Annotated in this window: 15 protein-coding genes and 3 pseudogenes; 3 read left to right on the top strand and 15 right to left on the bottom strand. The window is 43.6% G+C overall.

Translation table 11 applies throughout. The features are described 5' to 3' along the window. Nucleotides 1-6: 6 nt before the first annotated feature. The 14 genes and pseudogenes from OVA33_RS15245 to OVA33_RS15190 all read right to left on the bottom strand — a co-directional run bounded on the left by OVA33_RS15245 (nucleotide 7) and on the right by OVA33_RS15190 (nucleotide 20,560). Entirely contained in the window at nucleotides 7-8,997 is an 8,991-nt protein-coding gene (locus OVA33_RS15245) for a non-ribosomal peptide synthetase (protein ID WP_423753182.1), read from the bottom strand. Further along, the gene (locus OVA33_RS20700; RefSeq protein ID WP_423753181.1) at nucleotides 8,984-10,792 is read right to left on the bottom strand and encodes a condensation domain-containing protein; all 1,809 of its coding nucleotides are present in this window, start codon (nucleotides 10,790-10,792) and stop codon (nucleotides 8,984-8,986) included. The genes OVA33_RS15245 and OVA33_RS20700 overlap by 14 nt, the downstream gene beginning before the upstream one ends. Nucleotides 10,793-10,817: 25 nt before the next feature. Then, nucleotides 10,818-13,406: pseudogene (locus tag OVA33_RS15240) on the bottom strand (condensation domain-containing protein); the annotation flags it as partial. Nucleotides 13,407-13,586: 180 nt separating this feature from the next. Further along, a complete protein-coding gene (locus OVA33_RS15235; protein WP_076983292.1) occupies nucleotides 13,587-13,997 on the bottom strand; it encodes a DUF421 domain-containing protein in 411 nt (136 codons plus the stop codon). A gap of 60 nt (nucleotides 13,998-14,057) precedes the next feature. Continuing rightward, a pseudogene (locus OVA33_RS20630) lies at nucleotides 14,058-14,111 on the bottom strand (hypothetical protein); the annotation flags it as partial. A gap of 247 nt (nucleotides 14,112-14,358) precedes the next feature. Continuing rightward, complete coding sequence (locus OVA33_RS15230) at nucleotides 14,359-15,852, bottom strand: phospholipase D-like domain-containing protein (protein WP_017417921.1); 1,494 nt, start codon at nucleotides 15,850-15,852, stop codon at nucleotides 14,359-14,361. A 351-nt stretch (nucleotides 15,853-16,203) separates the two neighbouring features. Beyond that, a pseudogene (locus OVA33_RS15225) lies at nucleotides 16,204-16,711 on the bottom strand (DUF421 domain-containing protein). A gap of 116 nt (nucleotides 16,712-16,827) precedes the next feature. Beyond that, nucleotides 16,828-17,688 carry a DUF421 domain-containing protein gene (locus OVA33_RS15220; RefSeq protein WP_017417922.1) on the bottom strand — a complete coding sequence of 287 codons (861 nt, stop codon included), beginning with the start codon at nucleotides 17,686-17,688 and terminating at the stop codon, nucleotides 16,828-16,830. A gap of 29 nt (nucleotides 17,689-17,717) precedes the next feature. Then, nucleotides 17,718-17,924, bottom strand: coding sequence for a DUF1657 domain-containing protein (locus OVA33_RS15215; protein WP_009336483.1), 207 nt, complete (start codon nucleotides 17,922-17,924; stop codon nucleotides 17,718-17,720). An 11-nt stretch (nucleotides 17,925-17,935) separates the two neighbouring features. Further along, the gene (spoVAE, locus tag OVA33_RS15210; RefSeq protein WP_017417923.1) at nucleotides 17,936-18,286 is read right to left on the bottom strand and encodes a stage V sporulation protein AE; all 351 of its coding nucleotides are present in this window, start codon (nucleotides 18,284-18,286) and stop codon (nucleotides 17,936-17,938) included. Beyond that, entirely contained in the window at nucleotides 18,283-19,302 is a 1,020-nt protein-coding gene (gene spoVAD / locus OVA33_RS15205) for a stage V sporulation protein AD (RefSeq protein ID WP_013352386.1), read from the bottom strand. Before spoVAD ends, spoVAE begins: the two co-directional genes overlap by 4 nt. After that, nucleotides 19,302-19,781 (bottom strand): stage V sporulation protein AC, encoded by a 480-nt coding sequence (gene spoVAC, locus OVA33_RS15200; RefSeq protein ID WP_013352385.1) that lies wholly within the window; start codon nucleotides 19,779-19,781, stop codon nucleotides 19,302-19,304. Before spoVAC ends, spoVAD begins: the two co-directional genes overlap by 1 nt. Before the next feature lie 17 nt (nucleotides 19,782-19,798). Then, nucleotides 19,799-20,272 (bottom strand): YhcN/YlaJ family sporulation lipoprotein, encoded by a 474-nt coding sequence (locus OVA33_RS15195; RefSeq protein ID WP_009336487.1) that lies wholly within the window; start codon nucleotides 20,270-20,272, stop codon nucleotides 19,799-19,801. Between the two features lie 81 nt (nucleotides 20,273-20,353). Then, nucleotides 20,354-20,560, bottom strand: coding sequence for a DUF1657 domain-containing protein (locus OVA33_RS15190; RefSeq protein WP_013352384.1), 207 nt, complete (start codon nucleotides 20,558-20,560; stop codon nucleotides 20,354-20,356). A gap of 484 nt (nucleotides 20,561-21,044) precedes the next feature. Between OVA33_RS15190 and OVA33_RS15185 the strand changes: the two genes are divergently transcribed. Both OVA33_RS15185 and OVA33_RS15180 read left to right on the top strand, forming a co-directional pair. After that, nucleotides 21,045-21,185, top strand: coding sequence for a hypothetical protein (locus OVA33_RS15185; RefSeq protein WP_013354185.1), 141 nt, complete (start codon nucleotides 21,045-21,047; stop codon nucleotides 21,183-21,185). A 401-nt stretch (nucleotides 21,186-21,586) separates the two neighbouring features. Further along, nucleotides 21,587-22,039 carry a hypothetical protein gene (locus OVA33_RS15180; protein ID WP_000701228.1) on the top strand — a complete coding sequence of 151 codons (453 nt, stop codon included), beginning with the start codon at nucleotides 21,587-21,589 and terminating at the stop codon, nucleotides 22,037-22,039. Between the two features lie 249 nt (nucleotides 22,040-22,288). Here the strand turns inward: OVA33_RS15180 and OVA33_RS15175 are convergent, their stop codons facing one another. Next, nucleotides 22,289-22,864: a recombinase family protein gene (locus tag OVA33_RS15175; protein WP_001169292.1), complete on the bottom strand. Its 576-nt coding sequence runs from the start codon at nucleotides 22,862-22,864 to the stop codon at nucleotides 22,289-22,291. 147 nt (nucleotides 22,865-23,011) lie between these two features. Here OVA33_RS15175 and OVA33_RS15170 point away from each other — a divergent pair, with 147 nt between their 5' ends. Next, entirely contained in the window at nucleotides 23,012-25,978 is a 2,967-nt protein-coding gene (locus OVA33_RS15170; protein WP_128974092.1) for a Tn3 family transposase, read from the top strand. The last annotated feature ends 73 nt before the right edge of the window (nucleotides 25,979-26,051 follow it).

The raw sequence follows: 26,051 nt of genomic DNA, 5'->3' as shown, positions 1-26,051 counted from the left end.
CTCGGTTTAGTGGAAGCTGAGTAAGTCGGCAATATCCTGCAATGCTTCCTCAGTCAGCTCCCGATCATCAAAGTCACTGACGGTCTTCTCCGTATCGGTTTTGCCGAGGCAGTGTTCCGACAGTTTCAGGAGATAATATCGGCAGCTTTCGGACAGCCGTTCGATCGTATCTTGCCGGAAGCGCTCCGTTTCATAGGAAATGCTGACGGTCATCCGGCCTTTTGCCGCAATCGCGCTGATTTCAAGTGACTGCTCCCGTTTCCATGTATCTGTCACATCATCTCCGCCTCCCAAAGGAGAAAACTGAAACGCGTCAGGCTGTTCCGTTTCTGCCGGGTTCCCGCCGGGCGCATCGAATTGTCCGAGATAATTAAAGCTGATCTCCGGTGCTTTCCCGAAAGTCATCCCGGCAAGCTTCGGCGGTGTTAAATATTTGAGGACGCCGTATCCGTTCCCTTTATCCGGAATGCGCCGCAATGTGTCTTTGACGGTTTTCAATGTGCGAATTTCATATTCTTCAAGAGGTTCATAAGCTCCGCTCCGGAAAAGCACCGGGTAAATGGAAGTGAACCACCCCACTGTCCTGCTGATGTCCGCACCTGCCTGCTCCGATTGGCGTCCGTGTCCTTCAAGGGCGATTTTCAAAGCGTGCCGCGGCGACCACTTTTGAATGGCAAGCACGGCGGAAGCCAAAAGCACATCTTGCGTATCCGTATTGTAGGCGCTGTGTACATCTTTCAACAGGGCGTCCGTTTCACTTTCTGTCAGAGTGAAGGATACCGTGTTCCGTTTTTTTGCAGGAGTTTGAGATAAATCTGCCTGTTCGTAAGGAAGACTTTCTGTTTCATAGTGTTCAATCTCCCGCCAATACTCCGCCTGCTGAAGAAGCTGTTTACTTTCGGCATAATCGGCCAGCTGCTCCGTATATGTTTTGAATGACATGGTTTTCGGAGGGAGTTTGATTTCCTGTCCAGAGATGGCCTGTTCATAAGCAGAAGCCAAGTCTTCCAATAAAATCCGCCATGATATCCCGTCGACAGCGAGATGATGGACCGTCAGAAACAAGTAATCTTCTGCTTCAGAGCGGAACAGCCCCGCCTGTACCAGCGGCCCGTTCTCTAAATCCATGTTTCTCTGAAGCTCTGCGACGCGGCGTTTTACAAAACGTTCCTTCTCATGCTCATCGCCTTCCGTTTCTAAAATGGTCAGGCTGTAAAGCTGTTCATCTGCGAGGTCAGCCGGTCTGTTGAAGAGGAGAAGACCTTTCTCTTCGTCTTTTTTGCAGACAAGGCGCAAGGAATCATGATGAACGGTAATGGCTTTTAACGTTTTCCTCAGGGCCTCTTCATCTATTGAATTTGTTCTCGTCAGCATGACGGACTGGTTAAAATGGTTTGCTTCCTTCATGTCTTGTGTGAAGAACCATTTGTGGACCGGCGACCACTTCACTTCTCCTTCTGCAGGAGCTTGGCTGACCGGCTGCCGCTCTGTACGGACATAAGGCGCCAGCTCTCTAATTGTCGGCCGGCTGAAAATATCTTTTACGGCGATTTGTTTTCCTGCCTGATGTAATCGGGCTGATACTTGCAGGGCTTTGATGGAATCGCCGCCCAGTTCAAAAAATGATTGATCCGCGGCAATATTTTCAGTCCCGAGCACTTCGCTCCAAATCGCGGAAAGCTCTTTTTCCATGTCGCTTTCAGGCTCGGTAAATGCCCGTCCGGTGTGCGCTTTTTTCTGCGGCTCAGGAAGCGCGCGGCGGTCAAGCTTCCCGTTCGGTGTGACAGGCAGGGCTTCAAGTGTTTCAAAGAACGCCGGCACCATATAAGCGGGCATTTCATTTCTGAGCGCCTGCTGCACGGTTTCACTTTCTGTTCCTTCTTCTGTCACGATATAAGCGCATAGTTCCGTTTGGCCTGCTGATGCGGGCAGAGCGGTGACGGCTGCTTCTTTGACACCTTTTATGCCTGTTAAGGCGGATTCAATTTCTTTCAGTTCCACCCGGTAGCCTCTGATTTTGACTTGCTCGTCCATTCGGCCGATATATTGCAGCGTGCCGTCCGGCAGCCATTTTGCCAAGTCGCCCGTGCGGTACATGCGCCGGTTCTTCCGGAACGGGTCTTGGACAAAGGCTTGAGCCGTTTGCTTAGGAAGATTGCGGTACCCTCTTGCAAGGCCGGAACCCGAAATGCAAAGTTCTCCCGTTACACCGATCGGCTGCGGGTGATCTCCGTTTAAAATATAAACGTGTGAATGCTCAATCGGACGGCCGATCGTGATGTTCTCACTTTGTTCTATATGTCTTGCCGCTGTAGTGGCGACGCTGTTTTCCGTCGGTCCGTACTCATTGGCAAGCTCAGTGTGTGGACAAACTGATAAACTGCGGCTGATAACGTTTTGGTCGACGGCTTCTCCCGCTAATGTGACAATCCGGAGAGACTCGGCATCACCCGGCTCCAGTACGTCAAGCAGTGTGCGATACAGCACGGGAACAATGATCATGTGAGTGATGCGGTAAGATGCAAGATAGTGTTTAATAGCAAGAATATCTTTCGCTTCATCTTCAGCTAAAACGGCCGCTTTCGCACCGGAAATCAGCGGTGTGAACATGCTTGTTACAAACCCGTCAAATGAAAATGAAAAGAGCTGAAGAATCGTATCTTTCTCATTCAGATCATAAAATCCGCTCCGCCATTGAAGGGTTTGGCTGACGGAACGATGTTCGACCATAACCCCTTTCGGCCTGCCTGTCGTCCCGGACGTGTAAATGATGTAAGCCAAATCTTCCGGTGCTGATAATGACTGAACCGGTGATGCGTCTTGTTCTTGGATATCCTCCAGTGCGAGCACTTCACCTTTAAAATGATCAGGCACTTGATCTATTGCGCCGTGTACGGTAAGGAGAAGCGCTGTGCCGCTGTCTGAGATGATATATTGCTTGCGTTCCTCCGGATATTCAGGATCTATCGGGACGTAGGCGCCCCCGGCTTTCCAAACCCCGAAGACTGCCGCGACTTGTTCCGGTGATCTTGGTATCACAATGCCGACGGCGGCATCCGGTCCGATCTGCCGTTTTTGCAGAGCTCTGGCGATTTTATTCGACCATTCATCTAATTCTTTATATGTGATTAAAGTTTCCCCGCTGATAAGGGCTGCCGCATCCGGTGTTTTTCGCGCCTGGGTGATGAACAGTTCATGAACTGTTTTTTCAGGCAGCTGTTGATCCGCCATGCCGTTAAAGTCCGAAAGAATCCGGTTCCGTTCCGGAGCAGTCAGCATGCTGATCGCTTGTATAGAAGTTTCCGGTTCACGGACAATGTGTTCAAGCATCGTCATAAAGTGGGAAGCCCAGCGCTGCATCGTTTCTTTCCGGAATAATGACGCCGCATATTCAAACAGAAAATGAATCTGTCCCCCGCCTTCAGAAGCCTGCAAAGTGACATCAAATTTGGAAACCGGACGGGACACGTCCGCATTCTGAATATGCAAACCGTCCAACAGCAGTTCCTCATGCTCCATATTCTGAACGACAAGCATGGCGTCAAACAGCGGATTGCGGCTCATGTCCCGCTGCACGCCGAGCCGTTCCACAAGCTCTTCAAACGGGTAGTCCTGATGCTCATACGCTTCAAGCGCCGCCTGGCGGACTTCCGCCAAGTAATCGGTAAACCGTTTGTCTCCTTTCGGCTCCGTTCTGATGGCCAGCGTGTTGACGAACATGCCGAGAATCGGTTCAAGGTCTTTGTGCGGACGCCCGGCAATCGGCGAGCCGACAATGATGTCTTCCTGCCCGCTCAATCTCGCGAGTAACGTATTGTACGCGGCGAGAAGAACCATATACAAAGTGGAGCCGTGATCGCGTGCGATGCGGTGAAGGCCGGATGCCGTTTCAGCGTCAAGCGTGCACGATACGCTGCCGCCCGCAAAGCTTCTGACAGCCGGACGGGGCTTGTCAGCCGGAAGCTCCAGCACCGGAAGCTCTCCTTCTAACCGCTTCAGCCAATAGGCTTCCTGCTTCTGATACCCTTCTTTCTGCTGAAACGACCGCTGCCAGACGGCATAGTCTTTATATTGAAGGCGCATCGGCGCAAGCGAACGGCCTGCGTACAGCTCGCCGAATTCTTTTATCAAGGTGTTGACGGACACACCGTCAGAAATAATATGATGCATATCCGTTAATAAAAGATGGCGTTCGTCCGATTCTTTCACGAGAGCCGCACGGAAGAGCGGCGCTTCCTCCAGACAAAACGGCCGGACGAATGCGTCAGCTGACTCGGCCTCATCGAGCTGAAAGGGTACGCTGTCATGGATGCGCTGCACCGGTTCGCCGTCAGGCCCTGTTTCAAAGGACGTTCTAAGCGATTCGTGCCGCTCCACAAGCTGCCGGAACGTCTCCTCCAGCCGGCTGCGGTCAAGCGGGCCCGTCAGTTCCAGCACAGCCGGCATATTGTAGCCGACACCGCCGTCTTCAAGCTGCTGGAGCACATACATCCGTTTCTGCGCCGAAGACACCGGGTAGGTATCTTGTGTTTGCGCAGGCTGAATCGCTTCATACGGGCTCTCTTCCAAGTCCTGAATAACCGAAGCGAGCTCTTCCACCGTCGGCCGGGCGAAGATGTCCTGTAACGGCACCTGAACACCGAACTCTTTGGCGATGCGGGAGACGAGAGCCGTCGCTTTTAACGAATGGCCGCCCCGCTCAAAAAAGTGATCCCGGATGCCGACGGGTCCGTTTTTCAGCACCTCTTCCCAAAGGGCGCAAAGCTTCATTTCCGTGACGTTCCGCGGGGCGGTGTACACCTGTCTGTCTGCCGCTCCGCCGGGAGCCGGCAGCGCGCGGCGGTCAAGCTTTCCGCTCGGCGTGACCGGCCATTCGCTCATCTCTATAAACTGAGCCGGCATCATGTAGGCCGGAAGGCGTGTTGCAAGCTCCGCCCGCACGTCATCGCTTTTTCGTCCTTCAATATAGGCGTAAAGCGCGGTTTCGCCGTGTTCGGTCCGGGCGGTGACCGCCGCCTCACGAATGCCGTCGATGCGCCGGATCGCCGCTTCGATTTCTCCCGGTTCAATCCGGTAGCCGCGGACTTTCACCTGTCCGTCTGAACGACCGAGCCATTCGACAAGGCCGTCTTCTGTCCAGCGTGCGATATCACCCGTCTGATACATGCGTTCTCCCGGATAAAACGGATCATCGACAAAACGCTCCTCCGTCAGCTCAGGCCGGTTCAGATAGCCGCGGGCCACGCCTGTCCCTGCGATATACAGCTCTCCGATACAGCCCGGCGGCAGAAGCTGTTTCTTTTGATTTAAAATATACAGCCGCATGTTATGTCCGGAACTGCCGATCGGAACATTGTGAAATTCCTTTCCTTGCGGCAAATCGAAGTACGCCGCTTCTACCGTCGCTTCCGTCGGACCGTAGGAATTTGTCAATTCCGTTCCCGGCAGAAGGTCATAAAAACGGGAAACCAAGTGCGGGCCCAATTGTTCGCCCCCGGCAAAAACCCTTTTTAAGCAGGTCTTTTTGATCGGCTGTTTTCTGGAATTTATATATTCCAAGAAAGCATGAAGCATGGATGGCACAAAATGAGCTGCCGTTATGCGGTTTTTCTCCAATGCGTTCAGTATCATTTCAGGGTCTTTCTCGCCGCCTTGCGGAAGGAGAAAAACAGAAGCTCCCGCGATCGGCCACCAAAACAGCTCCCAAATCGAAGCATCGAAAGAGTATGATGTTTTATGCAAAATGGTGTCGGAATCCTTTAATCCATAACGCGTTTGCAGCGAGTATAAAAAGTTTACGGCTGACTGATGTTCAACCTGCACGCCTTTTGGGCGTCCCGTAGAACCGGATGTATAGATGATATAAGCCAATGAATCAGGTTTTACCGGAACATTGGGGTTGGCCGCAGCTTCCGGGTTTCCTGTTTGCCCGCTTTTCAGAGAGATCGTTTCTCCCTCAAAAAGATCTGGTGCGAAAAGTTCTGGTTCTGCCAGTAAGAATTTCACGCCGCTGTCTTTCAGTAAAAAGCGAATCCGCTCTTCCGGATAATCCGGATCAATCGGCAGATATGCACCGCCTGCTTTTAAGACAGCGTAAATGCCGATCAGCATGTCAGGAGAACGCCGGCCCATAATGGCAGTTTTATCCTCCAGCCTTATTCCCCGCTTGATCAGCCGGTGCGCAAGCTCATTCGCTCTTTCGTTCAGCTCCTGATACGTAATCGAAATGTCATCAGTTAAAATCGCCGGACGGTCCGGCGTTTTTTCCGCCTGTTGTTCCAGCAGATCATGAAGAGGCTGATGAAGCGGAAACGCCGTTTTCTGCAAGGGGCTGAATTCTTGAAGCAGAGACACTTCTTCTTTTTCTGACAAAACAGAAATATCGTCTAATTCCAAACTCGGATCAGCTGCGGCGTTTTCGGCAAGTGTCGTGAAAAATCCCGCCCATTTTTGAATCGTTTTTCTCTTAAACAAATCGGTGCTGTATTCAAACTGGCAGTACAATTCACCGGCGTTTTCGGAGATGTACAGCGATAAGTCAAATTTAGAAATCGGCAGGCTGACGTCTGCCGGCTGCAGTTCAAGTCCGGCTGCCCTAAGCTTCTGCTGTTCCATATTTTGCAGCGCAAATGTTGTGTCAAACAGCGGATTTCTGGACATGTCCCGCGGCACACCGAGCTTATCGACGAGCTCTTCTAACGGGTAATCCTGATGTTCGTAAGCCTCAAGCGCTGTTTGGCGAATTTCCTTTAAATATTCTTTGAACGTCATGCTTCCGTCGGGACGCGTCCTGAAAGCGAGCGTATTGACAAACATGCCCAGAACGGCGTCAAGGTCGGCATGAGGCCTTCCTGCAATCGGAGACCCGACAATCATATCTTCCTGTCCGCTTAAACGGGCTAACAGAACCGTGTACACACCGAGCAGCGTCATATAAAGTGTGCATTTGTTTTCTTTCGCCAGCTTTTTCAACTGTGCTGTATGTTTTTCGCTGATGACAAATGACACCCGGTCACCGGAAAAGCTCCGCACCGGGGGACGCGGCTTATCAGCCGGCAATTCAAGCACGGGAATCTCCCCGGCAAGCCGGTTCAGCCAGTATTCCTCTTGTTTCCGATATGCGGCGCCCGCCTTAAATGATTGCTGCCAGACGGCATAATCTTTGTATTGAATCCGTAACGGCGGCAGACTTCTCTCAGCATACAGCTCACTGAATTCACGTATCAAAAGATTGACGGATACGCCGTCTGAAATAATATGATGCATGTCAGCTAAAAGCAGATGCCGGTCTTTTTCTATTTGGACAAATCCCGCCCGGAAAAGAGGCGCTTTGCCGAGATCGAACGGCCGGATAAACGCTTCGGCTGATTGTTCTTTTGTAAATGCAAACGGCACTTCGTCATGAATCCTCTGCACAGGCCGGCCGTTTTTTTCTTCAAAGGACGTTCTGAGCGGTTCATGCCGCCGGATCAGCTCCTTGAACACGGCTTCCATCCTGTCTCGGTCAAACGGCCCCTTCACCTCTAAAACGGCTGGAATGTTATAGCTGACACCGCCATTTTCAAGCTGGTGAAGGACATACATCCGTTTTTGGGCGGATGAGACAGGATAAGTTTCTTTTGTTTCTGTCTTTTCTATGGATGCGAACGGATTCTCTTCTGCTTCACCGATGATTTTGGCGAGTTCTTCTACAGTCGGATAGCTGAAGACATCACTCAGCGGGATTTGCACGCTGCACTCTTTAGCTATTTTTGCAACGAGTGCCGTCGCCTTTAATGAATGGCCGCCAAGCTCGAAAAAGTGATCGTGAACGCCGATCGGGCCGGTTTGAAGCACTTCTTCCCATATGCGGGTAAGCTTCAGTTCGGTCACATTCCGGGGAGCTGTATATCGACGGCCCGCTGCGTACGCTGAAGCTTCCGGAAGGGCCCGCTGATCGACTTTGCCGTTTCCAGTGAGCGGAATCGCGTCAACGAAAGCCCATTTGACCGGAATCATATAATCAGGCAGCTCTTTAGCCAAATCTCTTCGCAGCTGAGAAGGATCAGTCGCTTGTGAGACGCTGCAGTAAGCGCATAATTCATTTTCGCCCGACTCATTCGTTTGAATCAGAACGGCAGCTTCTTTCACGGCATGATGATTTGCCAGGACGGTTTCAATTTCCTTCGGTTCAATCCGGTACCCTCTGATCTTCACTTGATCATCTGTCCGGCCGATGTATTCAATTTGGCCGTCCGCACGCAGTCTTGCCAAATCTCCGGTCCGGTACATGACGGCGTCCGTTCTGAACGGATCGGGCAAAAATTTCTCTTCGGTCAGCGCCGGATTGTTCACATAGCCTCTTCCTGTATTCGCCCCGGAAATATACAATTCTCCCGCAATTCCGTGAGGCTGAAGCTGCCTGTTTTTGCTGAGAATATACATCTTGTTATGATGGATCGGTTTCCCGATCGGCGGATGTTCAGGTATGTCATCTCCCGCAGAAATCGTATACGTTGAAACCACATGAGTTTCTGACGGGCCGTAATGATTATGCAGATGCATACCGTGTAAACGGAGCGTCTGCCTGAACAAACGCGAAACGGTCAGCTGCTCCCCGGCCGTAATGACATGCTTCACACAGCGGGGAAAAGACTGTGCATAACCTTCTTCATTGAAAAGCATCTTGACAAACGCAGTCGGGAAAAACACCACTTCCGTGTTGTGCTGATCAATAAACGAAAACAGCTGAGAAACATCCCGTTTGATTGATTCCGGCACGATACAGAGGGTGCCGCCGCTCAAGAGTACTGAAAATAACTCCTGATAGCAGACGTCAAACGCCAAAGATGCGTACTGCAGCACATTTGTGCAAAAATCAATGTCTGTGTTCGTCAATTGGTGAGAAAGCAGGTTGGCCATATTTTTATGTTCGAGCAGCACGCCCTTCGGTTTCCCTGTCGTACCGGATGTATAAATCATATAAAGGAGGTCGTCCGCCGTATTAATGGATTGCACATTGCTTCCGTCCGCTTCCGTCCGCTTCCGTCCCGGCCTCTTCTATGTATGTAACTTGCAGCGTTTGTTCCGCGGGGACTGACTGATGCCGCTCTGTTACAACATGGACGCAGCCGCTGTTTTCAATGACATATCGGATACGCTCCTTTGGACTGCCCGGATCTATCGGGACAAAGGCGCCGCCCGCTTTTAAAATACCGAGAACAGCCGCCGCTAAAGAAGGGGAACGGCCGAGCATGACGCCTACCGGCTCCTCCCGCTTTAATCCGCGTTTTTGCAGCAGACGGGCCAGCTTATTAGCCGATTCATTCAGCTCTTTGTACGTCACTGACCCGCCTTCATACCGGATCGCGATTTGATCCGGCGTTTGTGCGGCCTGCCGTTCAAACATCGCATGAATCGTGTCATACTCAGGCATTTCAGTTTCTTCAGAAATCGGAGCAAGCAGCTGCTCTTTTTCCTCAGGAGTGATGATTTCAAGCTTGTCCGGCGTGATGTCCGGTTTGTCGAGAACTTGGGAGACGATGTGTGCCAAATGGCCTTTGATATTTTCGATAAATTGGCGGTCATACACGCTTGAATCGAATCTCATTTTCAAGTGAATCTCGTCACCCGGCGCCACCATCAGGTAAAAACTGTAATTGGTTTCGTCTTCCATGCTGAAATCATGGATGTGAAAAAGGTCTTTCGTGTCCCCCTTGCTGTTCAGCACATCAAGCTCCTGTTCAACCGGATAATTCTCAAAGACAAGAATGTGGTCAATTAAGCCTTGTTTTACCTGTGAATTCGCCTGTATGTCATAAAGCGGATGATAGCTGTAAGCCTGTCCTTTCAAAGCGTCCTTTTGCACGTTTTTGATCAGCTTTTGAAACGGGATGTCCGCCCCGCTGATCCGGACAGGCACGGTATTAATGAACAGGCCGATCATTCGCTCGATGCCTTCGATTTCAGACGGCCTTCCGGAAATGACAGAACCAAAAACCGCATCTTCTGTCTGGTTATACGCCTGAAGCAAAATGCCCCAGAGCGTGTGGAAAATGGTGCTCAGCGTGACCTCTTCTTTTACGGCCAGCTCTTTCAGCTTAGCCGTGTCCTCTTTTGAAAAGGAAAACGTCACTTCCTCTTGTCTGCTTTTACCGGCTTTTTTCTGCTTCGGCAGTACAGTCTGCTGCTCAAAGCCTTCAAGATACCGCTCCCAGTACGAAGCGGCTTTTTCTTTATCTTGCTCCATCAGCCACTTGATGTAGGTCCCGTACGGCACAGCGGGCTCAAGCGTTAACGGTGTCCGGCGGAGCCGCGAGGCGTATATCTGGAAGAACTCTTTCAGCACGATTCCGAGACACCAGCCATCCATAATGATGTGATGGAAACTCCATATGCACGTATATTCACATTCTCCGGTTTGAAGCAGCGTCACCCGCATCAGCATGTCTTTTTGCAGATGAAACCCTTTCTCACGGTCTCTTCGTTTGGCTTCTTCGATATACTTGATTTGATCAGCCTTATTTAAATTAGTGAGATTTTCCTCAATAATGCTGACGTTCCGCTCTTTTAATACGACCTGCTGCGGCACTGACACGTTCTGGCTGATAAAGATCGTTCTGAAAATATCATGTCTTTCGAAAAGGGCATGAACGCTCTCTTCAAACACGCGGGTGTCAACCTTCCCCGTTATTGAAAAGGAGGCCTGCTCGGCGTAAGCCTGTGATTCCTTTTGCAGGAGGGAATGAAAAAGCATTCCTTCCTGCATATAAGACAGCGGATAAATATCCTGAATTGCATTCTTTTTTGTCATGTTATAATCTCCCCGTCGCCTTTTTCTACAGTTCCTCGACAAAACTCGCTATGCTGTCCAAATCATCAGATGTTAACGTTTTGCTGCTAAAATCACTAACGGTTTTTTCTGCTTCCTCTTTGCCTGTGCAGTGCGCCATAATATCACGCAAATATTGCTGTAAAGTTTGCAGCAGATGTTCCATCGTTTCTTTGCGGAAGCGGCTCGGCGGATAGCTCAAACTGAAGTGCAGTTTATGTTGTGCAGCCATCGCGCTCATTTCCACCGCTTGTTCCCGCTGCCATGTCGGCGTGATGTCGTGCCCGCTCGCAAGACCGGATAAACTGAATGTGTGCTGATCTTCTGTATCATTGAATTGCCCTAAATAGTTAAAGCTGATTTCAGGCGCTTGTCTGAAGCGGATTGTTTTTTGTTCAGATGGTGTCATGTATTTTAAAATGCCGTAGCCTATTCCTTTATCCGGTATTCTTCCGAGTGTGTCTTTGACCGTTTTTACAGCCGTTCCAAGCTCAGCGCCTGCTGTGTTCAAGTCAATGAGCACCGGGTACATGGAGGTAAACCAGCCTACGGTGCGGCTGATGTCGAGCTCCGGCATGATGTGCTCTCTCCCGTGCCCTTCCATCGCGATGCGCAGTCTGCCGCCCCCTGTCCAGTCCCGTAAAGCCAAAGCTGCGGCAGTCAGAAGAATATCTTGCGTATCGGTATGGTAGGCCCGGTTGACCTGCTGAAGCAAAACGTACGTTTCTTCTTCTGTAAGCGTAAAGCTTACCGTTTGCCGAATGCTGTCGGCTCCCGTCTGATACTGCGGTTTTTCATAAGGAAGTTCGGCGGCTGTTTCCTCTTCAATAAAACGCCAATATTCTTCTTCACGCATCAGCTTGCTGCTTTTTGCGTATTCTGAAAGCCTTACGGCGTATTGCTTAAACGAATCGGTCTTTGGCGGAAGCTGGACCGGCTGACCTTTTACGGCTTGTGTGTAAGCGGCAGATAAATCCTCCAGCAGAATACGCCATGACACTCCGTCAACCGCCAGGTGATGTACGGTGATGAATAAATAATCCCCTGACCGGGTTTTGAACCAGCCGGCTGTTAATAACGGCCCTTTTTCAATATCCATCCGCTGTTGGAGCGCAGTAACTTCATCTTCTATTTCTCTTTCCCAAGTATCTGTCTCAGACAGATCCCAAATGTCCAAGCTGTACAGTTCATCTTTTTGAATACCGTGATTGATTTGTCTGATACTTTCGTTTTCTGAACTGACGGTGATCCGGAGTGCATCATGATGAATGACAAGATGCTCCAAAGCTTGTTTGAGCGGCTGTTTATGCAATGCGTCAGAGCTGAACATCATGACGGACTGATTGAAATGATTTCTGTTTTCCATCCGCTGTGATAAAAACCAGTGCTGAATGGGTGTCCAAGGTATGTCTCCTTCCACCGGCCGCTGATCGATGACTCTTTCCGCTTTCCGGATAAGAGGCGCGAGTTCCTTAATGGACGGATGCCGGAATAAGTCACTTGCCGTCATTTTCCGCCCATAGCGTCCGAGCCGTGCGGCAACTTGCAGCGCTTTGATTGAATCGCCGCCCAACTCAAAAAATGAGTCCTCAATCCCGACTTGTTTTGTGCCGAGCACTTCCTGCCAGATCACGGAAAGCTGTTCTTCAAGCTCATTGCGGGGAGCTGTGTACGCGGTTTGAAGCGCGAGCTGCGGTTCGGGCAGATTTTTCCGATCCAATTTACCGTTCGGCGTAAGCGGCAGCTTCTCAAGTTCCATCATATAGGCCGGAACCATGTAATTCGGCAGTTGCTTAGACAGTGAAGAACGCACTTTTTCTGTATCCATGTCCGCCTGCAGACTCATATATGCGATCAGTTCTTTATTGCCGGACTGCCCGGTTCTGACTGACACGGCAGCTTCTTTCACGCCGTCCAGGCTCCTCAGTGCGGCTTCAATCTCTCCCAGCTCGACCCGATAACCGCGGATTTTCACTTGATCATCCATCCGCCCGGCATATTCGATCGTTCCGTCCGGCAGCCAGCGGGCTAAATCTCCGGTGCGGTACATCCGTTCTCCTGGAACAAAAGGATTTGGGACGAATTTTTCTTCCGTCAGCTCAGGGCGGCCGAAGTATCCTCTTGCCACACCGTCTCCTCCAGTGCATAATTCGCCGATGACGCCGATCGGCTGCGGTGTTCCCCTGCTGTTTATGATATATGCGGTTGAATTTCCGACAGGGCGGCCGATCGGGATTGAATGATCGTATGATTGTTCAATCAAAAAGCAAGTCGAGAACGTCGTGTTTTCAGTCGGTCCGTATCCATTCCATACTGAGAGATGCGGCAGCGCATTCCGAACCCGGTTTACATGGCTCGGGGACAGTGCTTCCCCGCCGATAATCAATCGGGATAATCCGGAAAACACGTGTTCATTTTGTTCTGATAAATGGTTGAACAGAGACGATGTCAGCCACAGTGTCGTAATGCCGTTTTGCTGTATAAATGTTTCCAGAACATCAGAGTCGAGATAGGTTTCCTGGTCACTTACATATAAAGAAGCGCCGTTTAAAAGCGGACCGAATATTTCAAATGTCGTAACGTCAAATCCTAATGATGGGGTAGCGTCAGGAAAATGCGGATTTACAACGTTAAGGAAACCAAAATATAAAAAGTCTAATTTCTCGGTGTTATAAGTGAAAAATTAGGCTTTAGTTACTTCATTAAAGCGCCTGATTGTTGAAGACTAAAGTTTATATTCACCAAGAAAATTGATGTGCTCTTATCCTAACAAATTTTATTTAGGACTTACATGTATGCCTTCACTCTCTCGCCAATCTGCGTAAAGTATACGCTTTACATTATCATATCCATTGGTAGTTAATTGGTTATCTAACCACTGTTGATCAAATCCGAGTTCATGTAAATTATCCCATAAAATTTCCCCATCTATAATTAACGATGTTGGGAGGTCTACTGGACTTTCTGGAAGATTGAGATCTGGTTTTTGATACTTGGATTTTAATAATAAACTTATTTGCCCATTAGCTTCCAATATACCGTATTTGACTTCGCGAACTGAAAAGACATTATTTTGACGGAGTATACTCAATACTTGATTTACATCTCTGTCCATAACACCATCTCGAATGATGATGTTAGGATTGCCTAATAAGAGAGAACGTGTCGATTTATTTTTTAGAGTCATAAACTCTATTCCCAACATAAGAAACGTCCACAATCCGATGGCATATAAAAAATGAAAAATCCCTACCTTATCTTCATAAATGTTATTTCCTAAAAAATCTCCAAGTACTAACACAAAAACTAAGTGAAACGGGGTTTAACTGATAGATGGATGTTCTGCCTGTTATGATAATGATAAAAAATAAAGTTGCAAAACCTACTATGACTTTGATTGTCAGTAAACCCAAAAAAACTTCACCCAAAATTTATTCCTCCATTTTATATTTCACTCGATTTCAAAAATCCTCATGTTTTAAAATATTTATATTACAACATGTAAGCTAATTAAAATCAGAAAGATAAATAATACCGGTTTTTTCAACTTATAATAATGGAGAAAGCACGCGAGCACCCTGTTCAACAATGCGCTCGGTCAGGGATCGTTGCAACAAGTCTTCAATTCTTAATGGTACAGAATCAGTAAGATCCCTCTCGAACTGCTCTGTGAGTTCCCTTGCCACATCAGCACTGTACACGACTTGACACACCTCATAATTCAGGCGAAAACTTCTCATATCATAGTTTGCTGAGCCTACGGCAGCAATCTCCTCATCGATGGTCAACACCTTCGCATGTATCATTCCTTTGTCGTACTGGTAGATTTGAACTCCAGCTTCTATAAGTTCTCCGTAATAAGTACGGCTTGCAAGACCCACGATTTTTTGATTATTGTGGCGAGGAACCAGCAATCTTACACGGACACCACGAGTTACTGCTGTCTTTAATGCCATGATAATATCCGTTTCTGGTACAAAATAGGGTGTTGTTAAATCAATAGTCTTGGTCGCCTGTGTTATACATATAAAGTAAGCTTGCCGAATGACTGGGGTAGGAATTCCAGGGTTTCCTTCCAACGTATGGATATACGCTTTATGCAATGTCCTAGTTTTTCCGGATATGTCCATTTCTTTATCATCAAGGGTGCTCAACTCTGATCCCAATTCGGCTGACCATTTGGAATGATCTGCTCTGCCGATTGAATTGATTTTCGTTACCTCTGATTTTGTTTTCAAATTTGTTTTTGATTTTATCCTTTCCGGCACAGCGATTTCCCAATGAACATCAAAAACAGTCTGCAAGTCGCCTGTTGCTTCCCCTATAATTTGCAAATGAGTGTCCCTCCAAAATCCTACGTCTGGCTTTAATCCTGTATATTCATACCCAACGTTCATACCGCCAGTAAAGGATTCCTTTCTGTCAATCGTCACAATCTTACAATGATCCCGATAATTCCAATTGGACAAAATCCAGGGAAATCGCAGAGGAAATATTGTCCTGCATTCTATCCCTGCTTCAACCATCTGCCGGATTTTTTCACGCGGGAATTTATAACTCCCCAAGCTATCTCTCATAAAACGAACCTGCACTCCATTTAATGCTTTTTCGATTAGCAGTTCTGTGATTCGATTACCAATTTGGTCGTTCCGATAGATGAAATATTCCAGATCAATGGTTTCTTGGGCTTTTTGCAGGGATACAAGGAGTTGATCATATTTTGCTATCCCATTGTTAAACACTTGGACTTGGCCCATTCGAAGCCCATTCACAGTGAAATGCCGTAAAGCATTGGCAATTACCGATGCTGAAGCACCGAATGTCTCAGGTAATTTGTTAGATTCATTTTTAGAACAGGTCAATCTTTTTCGATGAATAAACTTAGGGTTTGATATGCTAAGATATAGCCAGAAACCAATGACAGGTAAAAAAAGGACGATTATTATCCAATTCAAAGCCTTGGCAGGCCGACGAACTTCCCAAATTGCTATGAATAAGATAAAGAACGTATTTAACAGGTATAGATAAAAAATCCACTCCAACTGGAATCCCTCCTTCTGTTACTCTTAACATGTACAAACTATGTAACCAGTATACGTATGGATATGAAGGGATTGTCTGTTATATATTATGGACTACCTTTATAAGAACTTGTATAAGATATTAAGAACGAAAAAAAGAGAATTAAGGTTGGGAAAGTTCTGACATCAAGAAAGGCGTAATGATCTGGGCACTGTCCTAACTAGAGACTTAGTGATTTTGAAAATTACCATCTGGTAAATTCCTAAATATAGGTATAATTTTTTATAAATTTGGAAAATGAAAGTGGTAAATGCAATAAGAAGTAAATAAGAGAAAACATTAATTTATATTGGGAGGAAATCGTCTTAAAATTAGTCGTTAACATCTTTTTTGTTAATGGTTAATGAATGATCGGTATCTCTAACAGCAGCATAAAAAAAATCTTTGATTTGAAGATATCCCTTTGCCTTTAGTTCTTCCTTTAACCACTTTTCATTTTTGTTGATAAATTTTAATTTACGCTTTTGCACTTTCCCTTCAATGACAACGGCTATGGGTAATCCGCGGTATTCCACTTTCATATGTAAATCTTTTGGAGTAATAGGAACTAATTCTTTTCTTGGAAAAATGCTAATTTCACCTGTTGCTTCCAAAATCGCATATTCATTATCGTGAATATCCGGATATCCTGTTGTTCTTAAATTAGACAACAGCTCAGGTAAAGGATATCTACTTTCCTTTAACTTTCGATTAAGATAAAAAAAGAATCGCTCCAAAATCATGAGGGGTAAGTTGGGCTAGAGCTGATTTCCCTAAAATATTTACTGCTACAATAAACACAATATAGATAAAAATAACTTTAACTAAAAAAATAGACACTTCTAACACCTCGTAAAAAAAATTCACCTTAGTCCGAAATTGGACTAAGGTTTTTAAACTTATTTCAATTAAAAATGGTATCTTTTTTTCGTCATGTATGAATCTAAGCTAAATCCTTATCCTTTTAAAATAGGGGTCACTTTATCAATGGCTTCTTGTAATTTTTCACTGTTTAACCTATACATTTGTTTGGCGTCTTTTGATTCCGTTCCAAGAGCAAATAGTTCTAAGTCTGCTTGACATTTTTTCAAGGTTGAAAGAATTAAGGGTCTTTCTTGTGGGGGTGCGACTTGTAATTTATCGTCAAACAGATCAATCGTTAACTCTCCGTAAGAATTAACCTGTCCCAGAAATACATTTTCAATCGTTACCCCTAGTTTTTCTAATTCAGTTTGTAACCAAGCCCGACTTCGTCCAATCGTGGCTAGTGGTTCATCCATTATTGTACCATCCATAATAATGGTCTGAGGCTCCTTGATTGAAGCAACCTTCAAGTTTATATCCTTTGCTGTTAAAGGTTGATTTTCTTTCTTTAGCATCACAGATAAATCACCTGTTGCCTCTAAAACAGCAAATTCTACATCAGAGACTTGAAAGACATCCTTCTTGCGAAGGAGATCTAACAGTTCATCTGTCGTATATCTTTCCTTTTTTAAATTATCTTCCATAATCTTCCCATCTTTGATAAATACAGTTGCTTTTCCTTCTATAAAATTGCGAAAACGTTTACTTTTTAATGAAATTAAACCAGCGAAAAAGGGAATAGCCGCAAAAATGACAATTCCAATAATTCCGTGAAAAATGTTCCGTTCAAGTCCTATAGTTACTTCTGCACCAATATTCCCAATAGAAATACCGGTGACATATTCAAAGAAAGTTAGTTCGGAAATTTGCTTTTTCCTTAACCATTTTGTAACGAAAAATAAAAGAGCAACAAATAATGCTGAGCGTACAGCTACATCTAACCATTCAGGCACTGCTTACACCTCCTGTAAATATAGTTTTTCTAGAAACCTTTGTACTGAAGTTCCTCTCCTTCTAGTTCTCCTACTCTTTTTTTTAAATCTTTTGTTACTTCGTGTACTACCATCATAGCCTCATGCAAAGTTCGCTTCGATTCATCATCAAGAGTCCGTAATGCTAAACTTGAGAGACTTGCTTCTACCCCTTTTAGACTGGCAAAACACTGTTTAACATCTGATCCTACTGTCATCCTAATTCTCCTTATCCTTTTGGCTTAAAAATTAAAGCTCCTATCATGCCGAAAACAATGGCAGCTGAAATACCAGAACTAGTTACTTCAAACATTCCTGTCAGTATACCAACTAACCCATGTTTTTCTGCTTCCTGCATCGCACCATGAACAAGCGAATTCCCAAAATTTGTAATCGGAACGGTAGCCCCTGCCCCAGCAAAATCAATCAAAGGCTCGTATAGTCCAAATCCATCTAAAAGCGCCCCAATCACTACAAGAGCACTTAAGGTATGACCTGGTGTCAATTTAAATACATCAAACATAATTTGCCCAATGATACAAATTAAACCGCCTACGACAAAAGCCCAAAAATAGATCATGTTAATTGTTCACCTCCGTATTCAATTGACACTGCATGGGCGATACAAGGAATTGTTTCATTTTGCTGAAAGGACAACGGTGAAAGCAAAGCACCTGTAGCCACAACTAACATGCGTTTAAATTCACCATTTTTCATGCGGTTTAATAAATGCCCATAAACTACCGTTGCTGAACAGCCTGCACCGCTTGCCCCTGCAAGAACGGGTTGTCCTTCCCGATAAATCATAAGGCCACAATCTTGGTATTGTTCTTCACTAATAGGAGTTCCATGCTTTTTAAATAGATCCATGGACACTTCCTGTCCGATTTGGCCAAGGTCACCGGTTACAATTAAATCGTAATAAGATGGCTCAACATTTCGTTCCTTTAAATGGGCTTCAATGGTATCAACCGCAGCTGGCGCCATAGCTCCTCCCATGTTAAATGGATCTGTCAATCCCATATCGATTACACGACCAATTGTGGCAGATGTGACATGAGGTCCTTCCCCAGAATCACTTAATAGGGCTGCACCTGCACCAGTAACCGTCCATTGTGCCGTAGGTGGCTTTTGTCCACCATACTCAGTTGGATACCGAAATTGTTTTTCAACAGCTGTATCATGACTGGAAGCTCCTGTTAACAAATATTTCGCTCCTTTTGTATTTACAATATAAGCACCTAGAGCCAGTCCTTCCATCGAGGTAGAGCAAGCACCGAATAAGCCAAAATAAGGCGCTCCAATCGTTCTGCTAGCGAAACTTGTTGGGGTGATTTGATTGATTAAGTCCCCAGCTAGGATAAATTGAACTTGATCCTTTTGTATGCCCCCTTTTTCCATGGCTTTTTGGCAAGCCTCTTCAAAAAGGATTTTATGTGCTTTCTCATAGGAATCCTGCCCAAGCCATAAATCAGCATGAAGAGTATCGAAATCATCTGGGATAGCACCATTGGCTTCAAATGGTCCACCAACGGTTCCAGTGGAGATAATGACAGGCTTTTGTTCGAAGATCCATGTACGATGACCTGCTAGCATTATAAACCACCCCACTGGATTAAAGTGGTTTTAATTAAGGCAATGACAAAAGCAGAAAAAACACCAAATAAAATAACCGCCCCCGCTAATTTAAATATGTTGCCACCTACGCCCAGTACAAATCCTTCGCTTCGATGCTCAATGGCAGGCGATATAACCGCATTGCCAAAACCTGTTACAGGTACAGCTGTTCCAGCCCCACCAAATTGGGCCATTCGATCATATACGCCAAAACCAGTAAGAAGCATTGTAATAAAAATTAACGTACCCACCGTCGGATTTCCGGCCGTTTGCTCAGTAAAATCGAAATAATAAATGTAAAAGTCTGAAATAAGCTGACCAATCAAACAAATAAGTCCACCGATTAAAAAGGCCTTAATACAATTTTTAACAACCGGTCTTTTGATCTCTCGTTGTTTTTGCAATTTTTGATATTCCTGTTGCACAGGAGTAAGTTGTTTCTTTTGATTGTTAGACATAACTCGATCCTTCCTCTTTAGGTTTGTTCCTTCATAAGACTTTTCAGTTTGTTCAAATCATTTTTTAAGTTCTTCTTATTCATATCGTTTTTTTTCAGTCTTTGCTCGACCTTTTCAAGTTCCCAGAATATTTTTTTATCAGTCGAAACAAAAACTTTATAGTCGGGATATTTTTTTTCTAAGTCGGATTTTACTGACTTCTCGATACTCTTTAATCGAAATCGATCAAAATTCTCAACTTTAATCGCTGCCATAAGCTCTTTATCAGTATTCACAGCTTTTACGTCTGTAATATCTTCCTTGGCAATTATCTTTTCTTTCGCATGATTGGCAACGGATTGATCAATTGGCTTACTTGTATGTACTTGCGAAATACCAAAAGTACTATTACCTTGAATAAATTCATTTTGATTACCATTACATCCTGATGCGAAACCAATGACCATTATAATAAAAAGTAGGTTTTTCAATGTGGTTATTTTATCTTTCAAAAAAATCACCTCCATGTTTTTCCATTATTTGAACAGCTGAAAAAGGTTGGTTAAGAGGCCAACCTTTTTTCGCCTTACTAATTACTGTTGTTTGTATTGAGGTTCTTCTTGTTCGATTTGTTGAACACGTGGTTCAATGCTGTCTACAACGGATTGGGTTTGCTTAGCTGCATCTTGGTAAAGTTGCTTAGCTTGTTGATTATCTGTACTAAGAGCAAATGTTTCAAAACTTGCTTGAGCACTTTTCAATCCTGCTAGAGCTGTTTTAACGTCATTTATTACTGTCATGATAATTTCCTCCTTCTTGAATTTTTTTTTACTCTTTTATTTTGCTTTATGGAGAATTTTTTATTCAATGATTTTTGGGAAATTTAAATCTAAATTATTTTTGACGTATAGCTCCATTTTTTCGATAATAACCCCTTTTCCATATCCCCATCATTTCTTCTATTTCTCGTTGACAGCAATAGCTCTTATAACTTTTCATTTTTTCTTTTCTCAACTTCAATTTCTTTTACACCCCTACCTTTATAAAATAAGATGATTGTATTTCCTGAAAGGACTAATATTTTTCCCATTTTTCGGATATTGTCCCAAAGTTTTAAGAGTTTCTCCCTCTTAATCATCCTATTTATGGGTATTTAACATTGAAAATGTAATAACAAAGATAAACGCATGCATTTGTCGCCGTATTAAGGTTTGTCTAATACATAAAAAGGAACTGTTTTGTTATTAAACATCAAATTTTTCATACATTTTAGAAGGTGAAAAAATGACAACAAAACAAAAAAGGAAATCCTTTCAACGTTTAACGTTAAAACCAAAAAAGGACATTGAAGAAATAAAACTTGGGATTAAACTGGGAGAAAAAAAGGAAACCAAAAATCCGAGATTGGGCGAAAGAGATGTATAGCTATATTTGATGGGGATTAATACAGAATTACAGGTAGGTGACATTGTCAAATTAAAAGTTGAAGATGTGAAAGGGAAAAATTCTTTTATATTCTGGAAGGCAAGACAACAAAAAACAGAAAGTAAATATTAGTATGCTATCTAATAGAATTGATAAAAAAATTGGATACATAATTGTTTCAAACTGGTAGAGACCATATGTATGAGCAGCAATTAATGTTCCATATTTTTCGTGGGTCAGGCAAACTCTTGTTCATCTAGACAGTAGGCTGATTGATTATTGATGCTTCTTTCTTAACAAAACACCTAAGTGATTCTCTGTGCATATACTGTATCATTACTACAGGATTATGATTAAATACAACTCAATCCATACATAAAATAATCAAGGAGAGGTTAATTTTGAAAATTCCAAAGACAGCCAAAGTTAGTATCCCCTTTCCATCCGTATGGGGGATTGATGCTTCTATTGCGGGGAGATCCATTATTAGAGGTATACTTACCATTGATTCCATTGTAGACAACAAAGTAGTAGGTACAGTTAATTTTCGTGGTATACCTATTCCGATTAATGGGTATTGGGACGAAAGCGCTAAACAAATAAGTTTCGATTCACCATATGCCTCCTTTTTTGGCAACTTGACAATAATTGATGAGACCGCTATAAGCATTCGGCATTTCATTTTAAGTGGACGGTTTATAATGAAACCTCCCTCTTTGCTGGCTGGTGAATACGGAAATTGGATTGCTACAACCTTTACAACCCGTTTGGGACCTCCCATATATACTAATGTTTTACCACCTGCTGGTGCCTTTTCAGTCTCAAGTATGCTCTTGGGACAGCAATTGTTTTAATTAGACCATGACTTTATAAAAACAACCTTCCTTTGTGACTAAGGTTGTTTTTTAAAAGTGTTCTCGAAAAATACAGCCTTGCTTTAAATCTGAGTTTAGCGTATATCTCCGTTAAAATGTACTCGGAACCCTTTGATGATCGTGCCTAGTTAGATAAACAAATATTGATACTTCCTTATAGAAATAGCCTGCTTGGTTAGGTACGTTGTTTCACAATCCCCGGAAATTTTTAATATAAGTAATGAATGCTTATTTTTTTCCTTCCGATAGCTTTCTATATAAAGAAGCTCTAGATACATTTGTAATTTCACAAATTTGATTTACAGTCATATTTCCTTCTTTATATAGCTTTACTGCATAATTCATTCCTGCGTGATTTTTATGATATTTCTTTAACCGTCCTTTAAACTTCCCTTCTTTCTTTGCGAGCTCAATTCCTTCACGCTGACGCATACGAATAAGGTCTCGCTCTAATTGGTTAACACCAGCCATTACCGTAATTAAGAATTGGCTATATGGATTATCTTCTGATAAATCTAGCCATGTATCCTTAAGTGATTTTAAGCTTGCCTTTTTATTTCGTATTAAATCAATCAATTCAAATAAATCTTGCGTACTTCGAGTGATCCGAGTTAAATCTGTAACATAAATAATGTCACCTTCCTGTAAATCCTCTAACATTTTTTGAAGTTGTTCACGATCTTTTGTGGCTCCTGAAATTTTTTCTTCATAAATAATATCCATTCCAATTTCGTTCAATTGCCGAAATTGCCTTGAAGGATTTTGGCTAGTCGAACTGACGCGTACATAACCGATTTTCTGCAAAATTTCACCTCGTTTTTGAGACAAGTCTTATGAGACACTCTTAACTATGATTTTATCAGTCTACTATACTTGTATCAATAGAGTACACTCTATTGATATATAATTGAACTAATTAACTGAATAATTATGGAAATGGGATGATACTGAATGAAAATTGCGAGAGGTAGAGAATTGCTTACACTGGAACAGAGGCAGGATTTTATGCAAATCCCTGAAGATGAATGGATATTGGGGACCTACTTCACTTTTTCCAAACGGGATTTAGAAATAGTTAATAAGCGAAGGAGAGAAGAAAACCGTTTAGGGTTTGCTGTTCAATTAGCTGTTCTTCGGTATCCCGGTTGGCCATACACTCATATCAAAAGCATCCCGGAATCAGTCATACATTATATATCGAAACAAATCGGTGCCACTCCATCTTCGATTAGTCTTTATCCTCAAAGAGAAAATACACTTTGGGATCATTTGAAAGAACTTCGAAGTGAATACGACTTTGTAACTTTTACTCTAAGAGAATATCGAATAGCATTTAAGCATCTTCATCAATTAGCTTTTGAAAATGGCGATGCCATACATCTACTACATGAATGTATAGATTTTCTAAGAAAAAACAAAATCATACTGCCTGCTATTACTACACTTGAAAGAATGGTGTGGGAGGCAAGGGCAATGGCTGAAAAGAAACTGTTTAATACTGTTAGTCAATCTCTTACAAATGAACAAAAAGGAAAGCTTGAAGAGATCATTACTTCGCAGCATCCATCCGAATCCAATAAAACGATATTGGGTTGGTTAAAGGAACCGCCGGGTCATCCTTCACCCGAAACATTTCTAAAAGTAATAGAACGACTCGAATACATACGAGGAATGGAATTAGAAACGGTACAAATTAGTCATTTGCATCGCAATCGCCTGTTTCAACTATCTCGCTTAGGCTCAAGATATGAGCCATATGCATTCCGTGACTTTCAAGAAAATAAGCGATATTCGATATTAACCGTCTATTTATTACATCTTACTCAAGAGTTAACGGATAAAGCTTTTGAAATTCATGATAGACAAATACTTAGTCTGTTATCAAAAGGCCGTAAGGCTCAAGAGGAAATTCAGAAACAAAACGGTAAAAAGCTGAATGAGAAAGTTATACACTTTACGAACATCGGACAAGCTTTAATCAAAGCAAAAAAGGAAAAATTAGACGTTTTTGAGGTTTTAGAATCCGTTATCGAATGGAATTCTTTTGTCTCTTCGGTCGAAGAAGCTCAGGAGCTTGCACGCCCTGACGACTATGATTATTTAGACTTACTGCAAAAACGATTTTATTCACTTAGAAAATATACGCCAACGCTATTAAGGGTATTGGAATTTCATTCTACAAAAGCAAATGAGCCACTTTTACAAGCTGTTGAGATTATCCGTGGAATGAACGAATCCGGAAAGCGAAAAGTGCCTGATAACTCACCTGTGGATTTTATTTCAAAACGTTGGAAAAAGCATTTATACGAGGATGATGGTACAACAATCAATCGTCATTACTATGAAATGGCTGTTTTAACAGAACTTATGGAGCATGTTAGGGCAGGAGATGTTTCCATTGTTGGCAGCAGACAATATAGAGACTTTGAAGAATATTTGTTTTCAGAAGATACATGGAATCAAACGAAGGAGAATACAAGATTATCAGTTAGTTTATCATTCGAGGATTATATGACGGAGAGAACCAGCAGCCTTAACAAAAGGTTAAAGTGGTTAGCTACCAATTCCAACAAGTTAGACGGGGTTTCTCTTGAAAAAGGAAAGCTGTCAATTGAACGCTTAGAAAAAGATGTTCCAGAAGAAGCAAAAAAATTTAGCGCAAGCCTGTATCAGATGCTACCAAGAATAAAATTAACCGATTTACTGATGGATATTGCTTATATAACAGGATTTCATGAGCAATTTATTCATGCTTCCAATAATCGAAAACCGGATAAAGAAGAAACAATTATTATTATGGCTGCTCTTTTAGGAATGGGAATGAATATTGGTTTAAGCAAAATGGCTGAAGCAACACCCGGACTTACATATAAGCAATTGGCCAATGTATCACAATGGCGCATGTATGAAGATGCAATGAATAAAGCCCAAGCCGTATTAGTAAATTTTCATCACAAATTGCAATTGTCCTCCTATTGGGGAGACGGTACAACATCCTCGTCCGATGGTATGAGAATGCAGATAGGCGTTTCATCGCTACATGCAGATGCAAACCCACATTATGGAACTGGAAAAGGAGCCACCATCTATCGTTTTACAAGTGATCAATTTTCTTCTTATTACACAAAGATTATTCATACTAATTCAAGGGATGCGATTCATGTTTTGGATGGTTTGTTACACCATGAGACGGATCTAAATATAGTAGAGCATTATACAGACACGGCTGGTTACACAGACCAAATATTCGGACTGACCCATTTATTAGGATTTAAATTTGCTCCAAGAATACGAGATTTATCAGACTCGAAATTATTTACAATAGATAAGGCAAGTGAGTATCCAAAATTAGAAGTCATTTTACGTGGACAAATAAATACAAAGGTCATTAAAGAGAATTATGAGGATGTTTTGCGATTAGCTCATTCTATAAGGGAAGGAACAGTTTCAGCATCCCTTATTATGGGGAAATTAGGTTCTTATTCAAGACAAAACAGCTTGGCTACAGCCTTACGTGAGATGGGCCGAATAGAAAAAACGATCTTTATTTTGAATTATATTTCGGATGAATCATTAAGAAGAAAAATACAAAAAGGATTGAATAAAGGAGAAGCCATGAATGGACTGGCAAGAGCTATTTTCTTCGGAAAACAAGGAGAGCTTAGGGAACGAACCATACAGCATCAATTGCAAAGAGCCAGTGCCTTAAACATCATTATCAATGCCATCAGTATCTGGAATACTTTACATCTAACAAAGGCAGTTGAATATCAAAAACGGTCAGGTAGTTTTAATGAAGAATTATTGCACCATATGTCACCTCTAGGTTGGGAACATATTAATTTACTTGGAGAATACCATTTTAATTCGGAGAAAATGGTCTCGTTAGATTCTTTAAGACCCTTGAAACTTTCTTAACGTTGTTAAAACTGGGGGAATAGTCGGGGAAATGGGCTTAGCGTTGTAAATCCGCATTTTCCTGACTGTACCC

Source organism: Bacillus sp. KICET-1 (assembly GCF_027721405.1).
In the GTDB taxonomy this organism is placed as follows: Bacteria; Bacillota; Bacilli; order Bacillales; family Bacillaceae; genus Bacillus; species Bacillus velezensis.
Note: the sequence above shows the minus strand (reverse complement) of the source record. Positions and strands in the feature narration are given on the sequence as shown.

Coding starts and splice junctions, on each gene's coding strand:
- OVA33_RS20700 (WP_423753181.1), bottom strand. CDS start 10,792: ATGACAAAAAAGAATGCAATTCAGGATATTTATCCGCTGTCTTATATG.
- OVA33_RS15235 (WP_076983292.1), bottom strand. CDS start 13,997: ATGACTCTAAAAAATAAATCGACACGTTCTCTCTTATTAGGCAATCCT.
- OVA33_RS15215 (WP_009336483.1), bottom strand. CDS start 17,924: ATGACAGTAGGATCAGATGTTAAACAGTGTTTTGCCAGTCTAAAAGGG.
- spoVAE (WP_017417923.1), bottom strand. CDS start 18,286: ATGATCTATTTTTGGGCTTTTGTCGTAGGCGGTTTAATTTGTATCATT.
- spoVAD (WP_013352386.1), bottom strand. CDS start 19,302: ATGCTAGCAGGTCATCGTACATGGATCTTCGAACAAAAGCCTGTCATT.
- spoVAC (WP_013352385.1), bottom strand. CDS start 19,781: ATGTCTAACAATCAAAAGAAACAACTTACTCCTGTGCAACAGGAATAT.
- OVA33_RS15190 (WP_013352384.1), bottom strand. CDS start 20,560: ATGACAGTAATAAATGACGTTAAAACAGCTCTAGCAGGATTGAAAAGT.
- OVA33_RS15185 (WP_013354185.1), top strand. CDS start 21,045: ATGACAACAAAACAAAAAAGGAAATCCTTTCAACGTTTAACGTTAAAA.
- OVA33_RS15170 (WP_128974092.1), top strand. CDS start 23,012: ATGAAAATTGCGAGAGGTAGAGAATTGCTTACACTGGAACAGAGGCAG.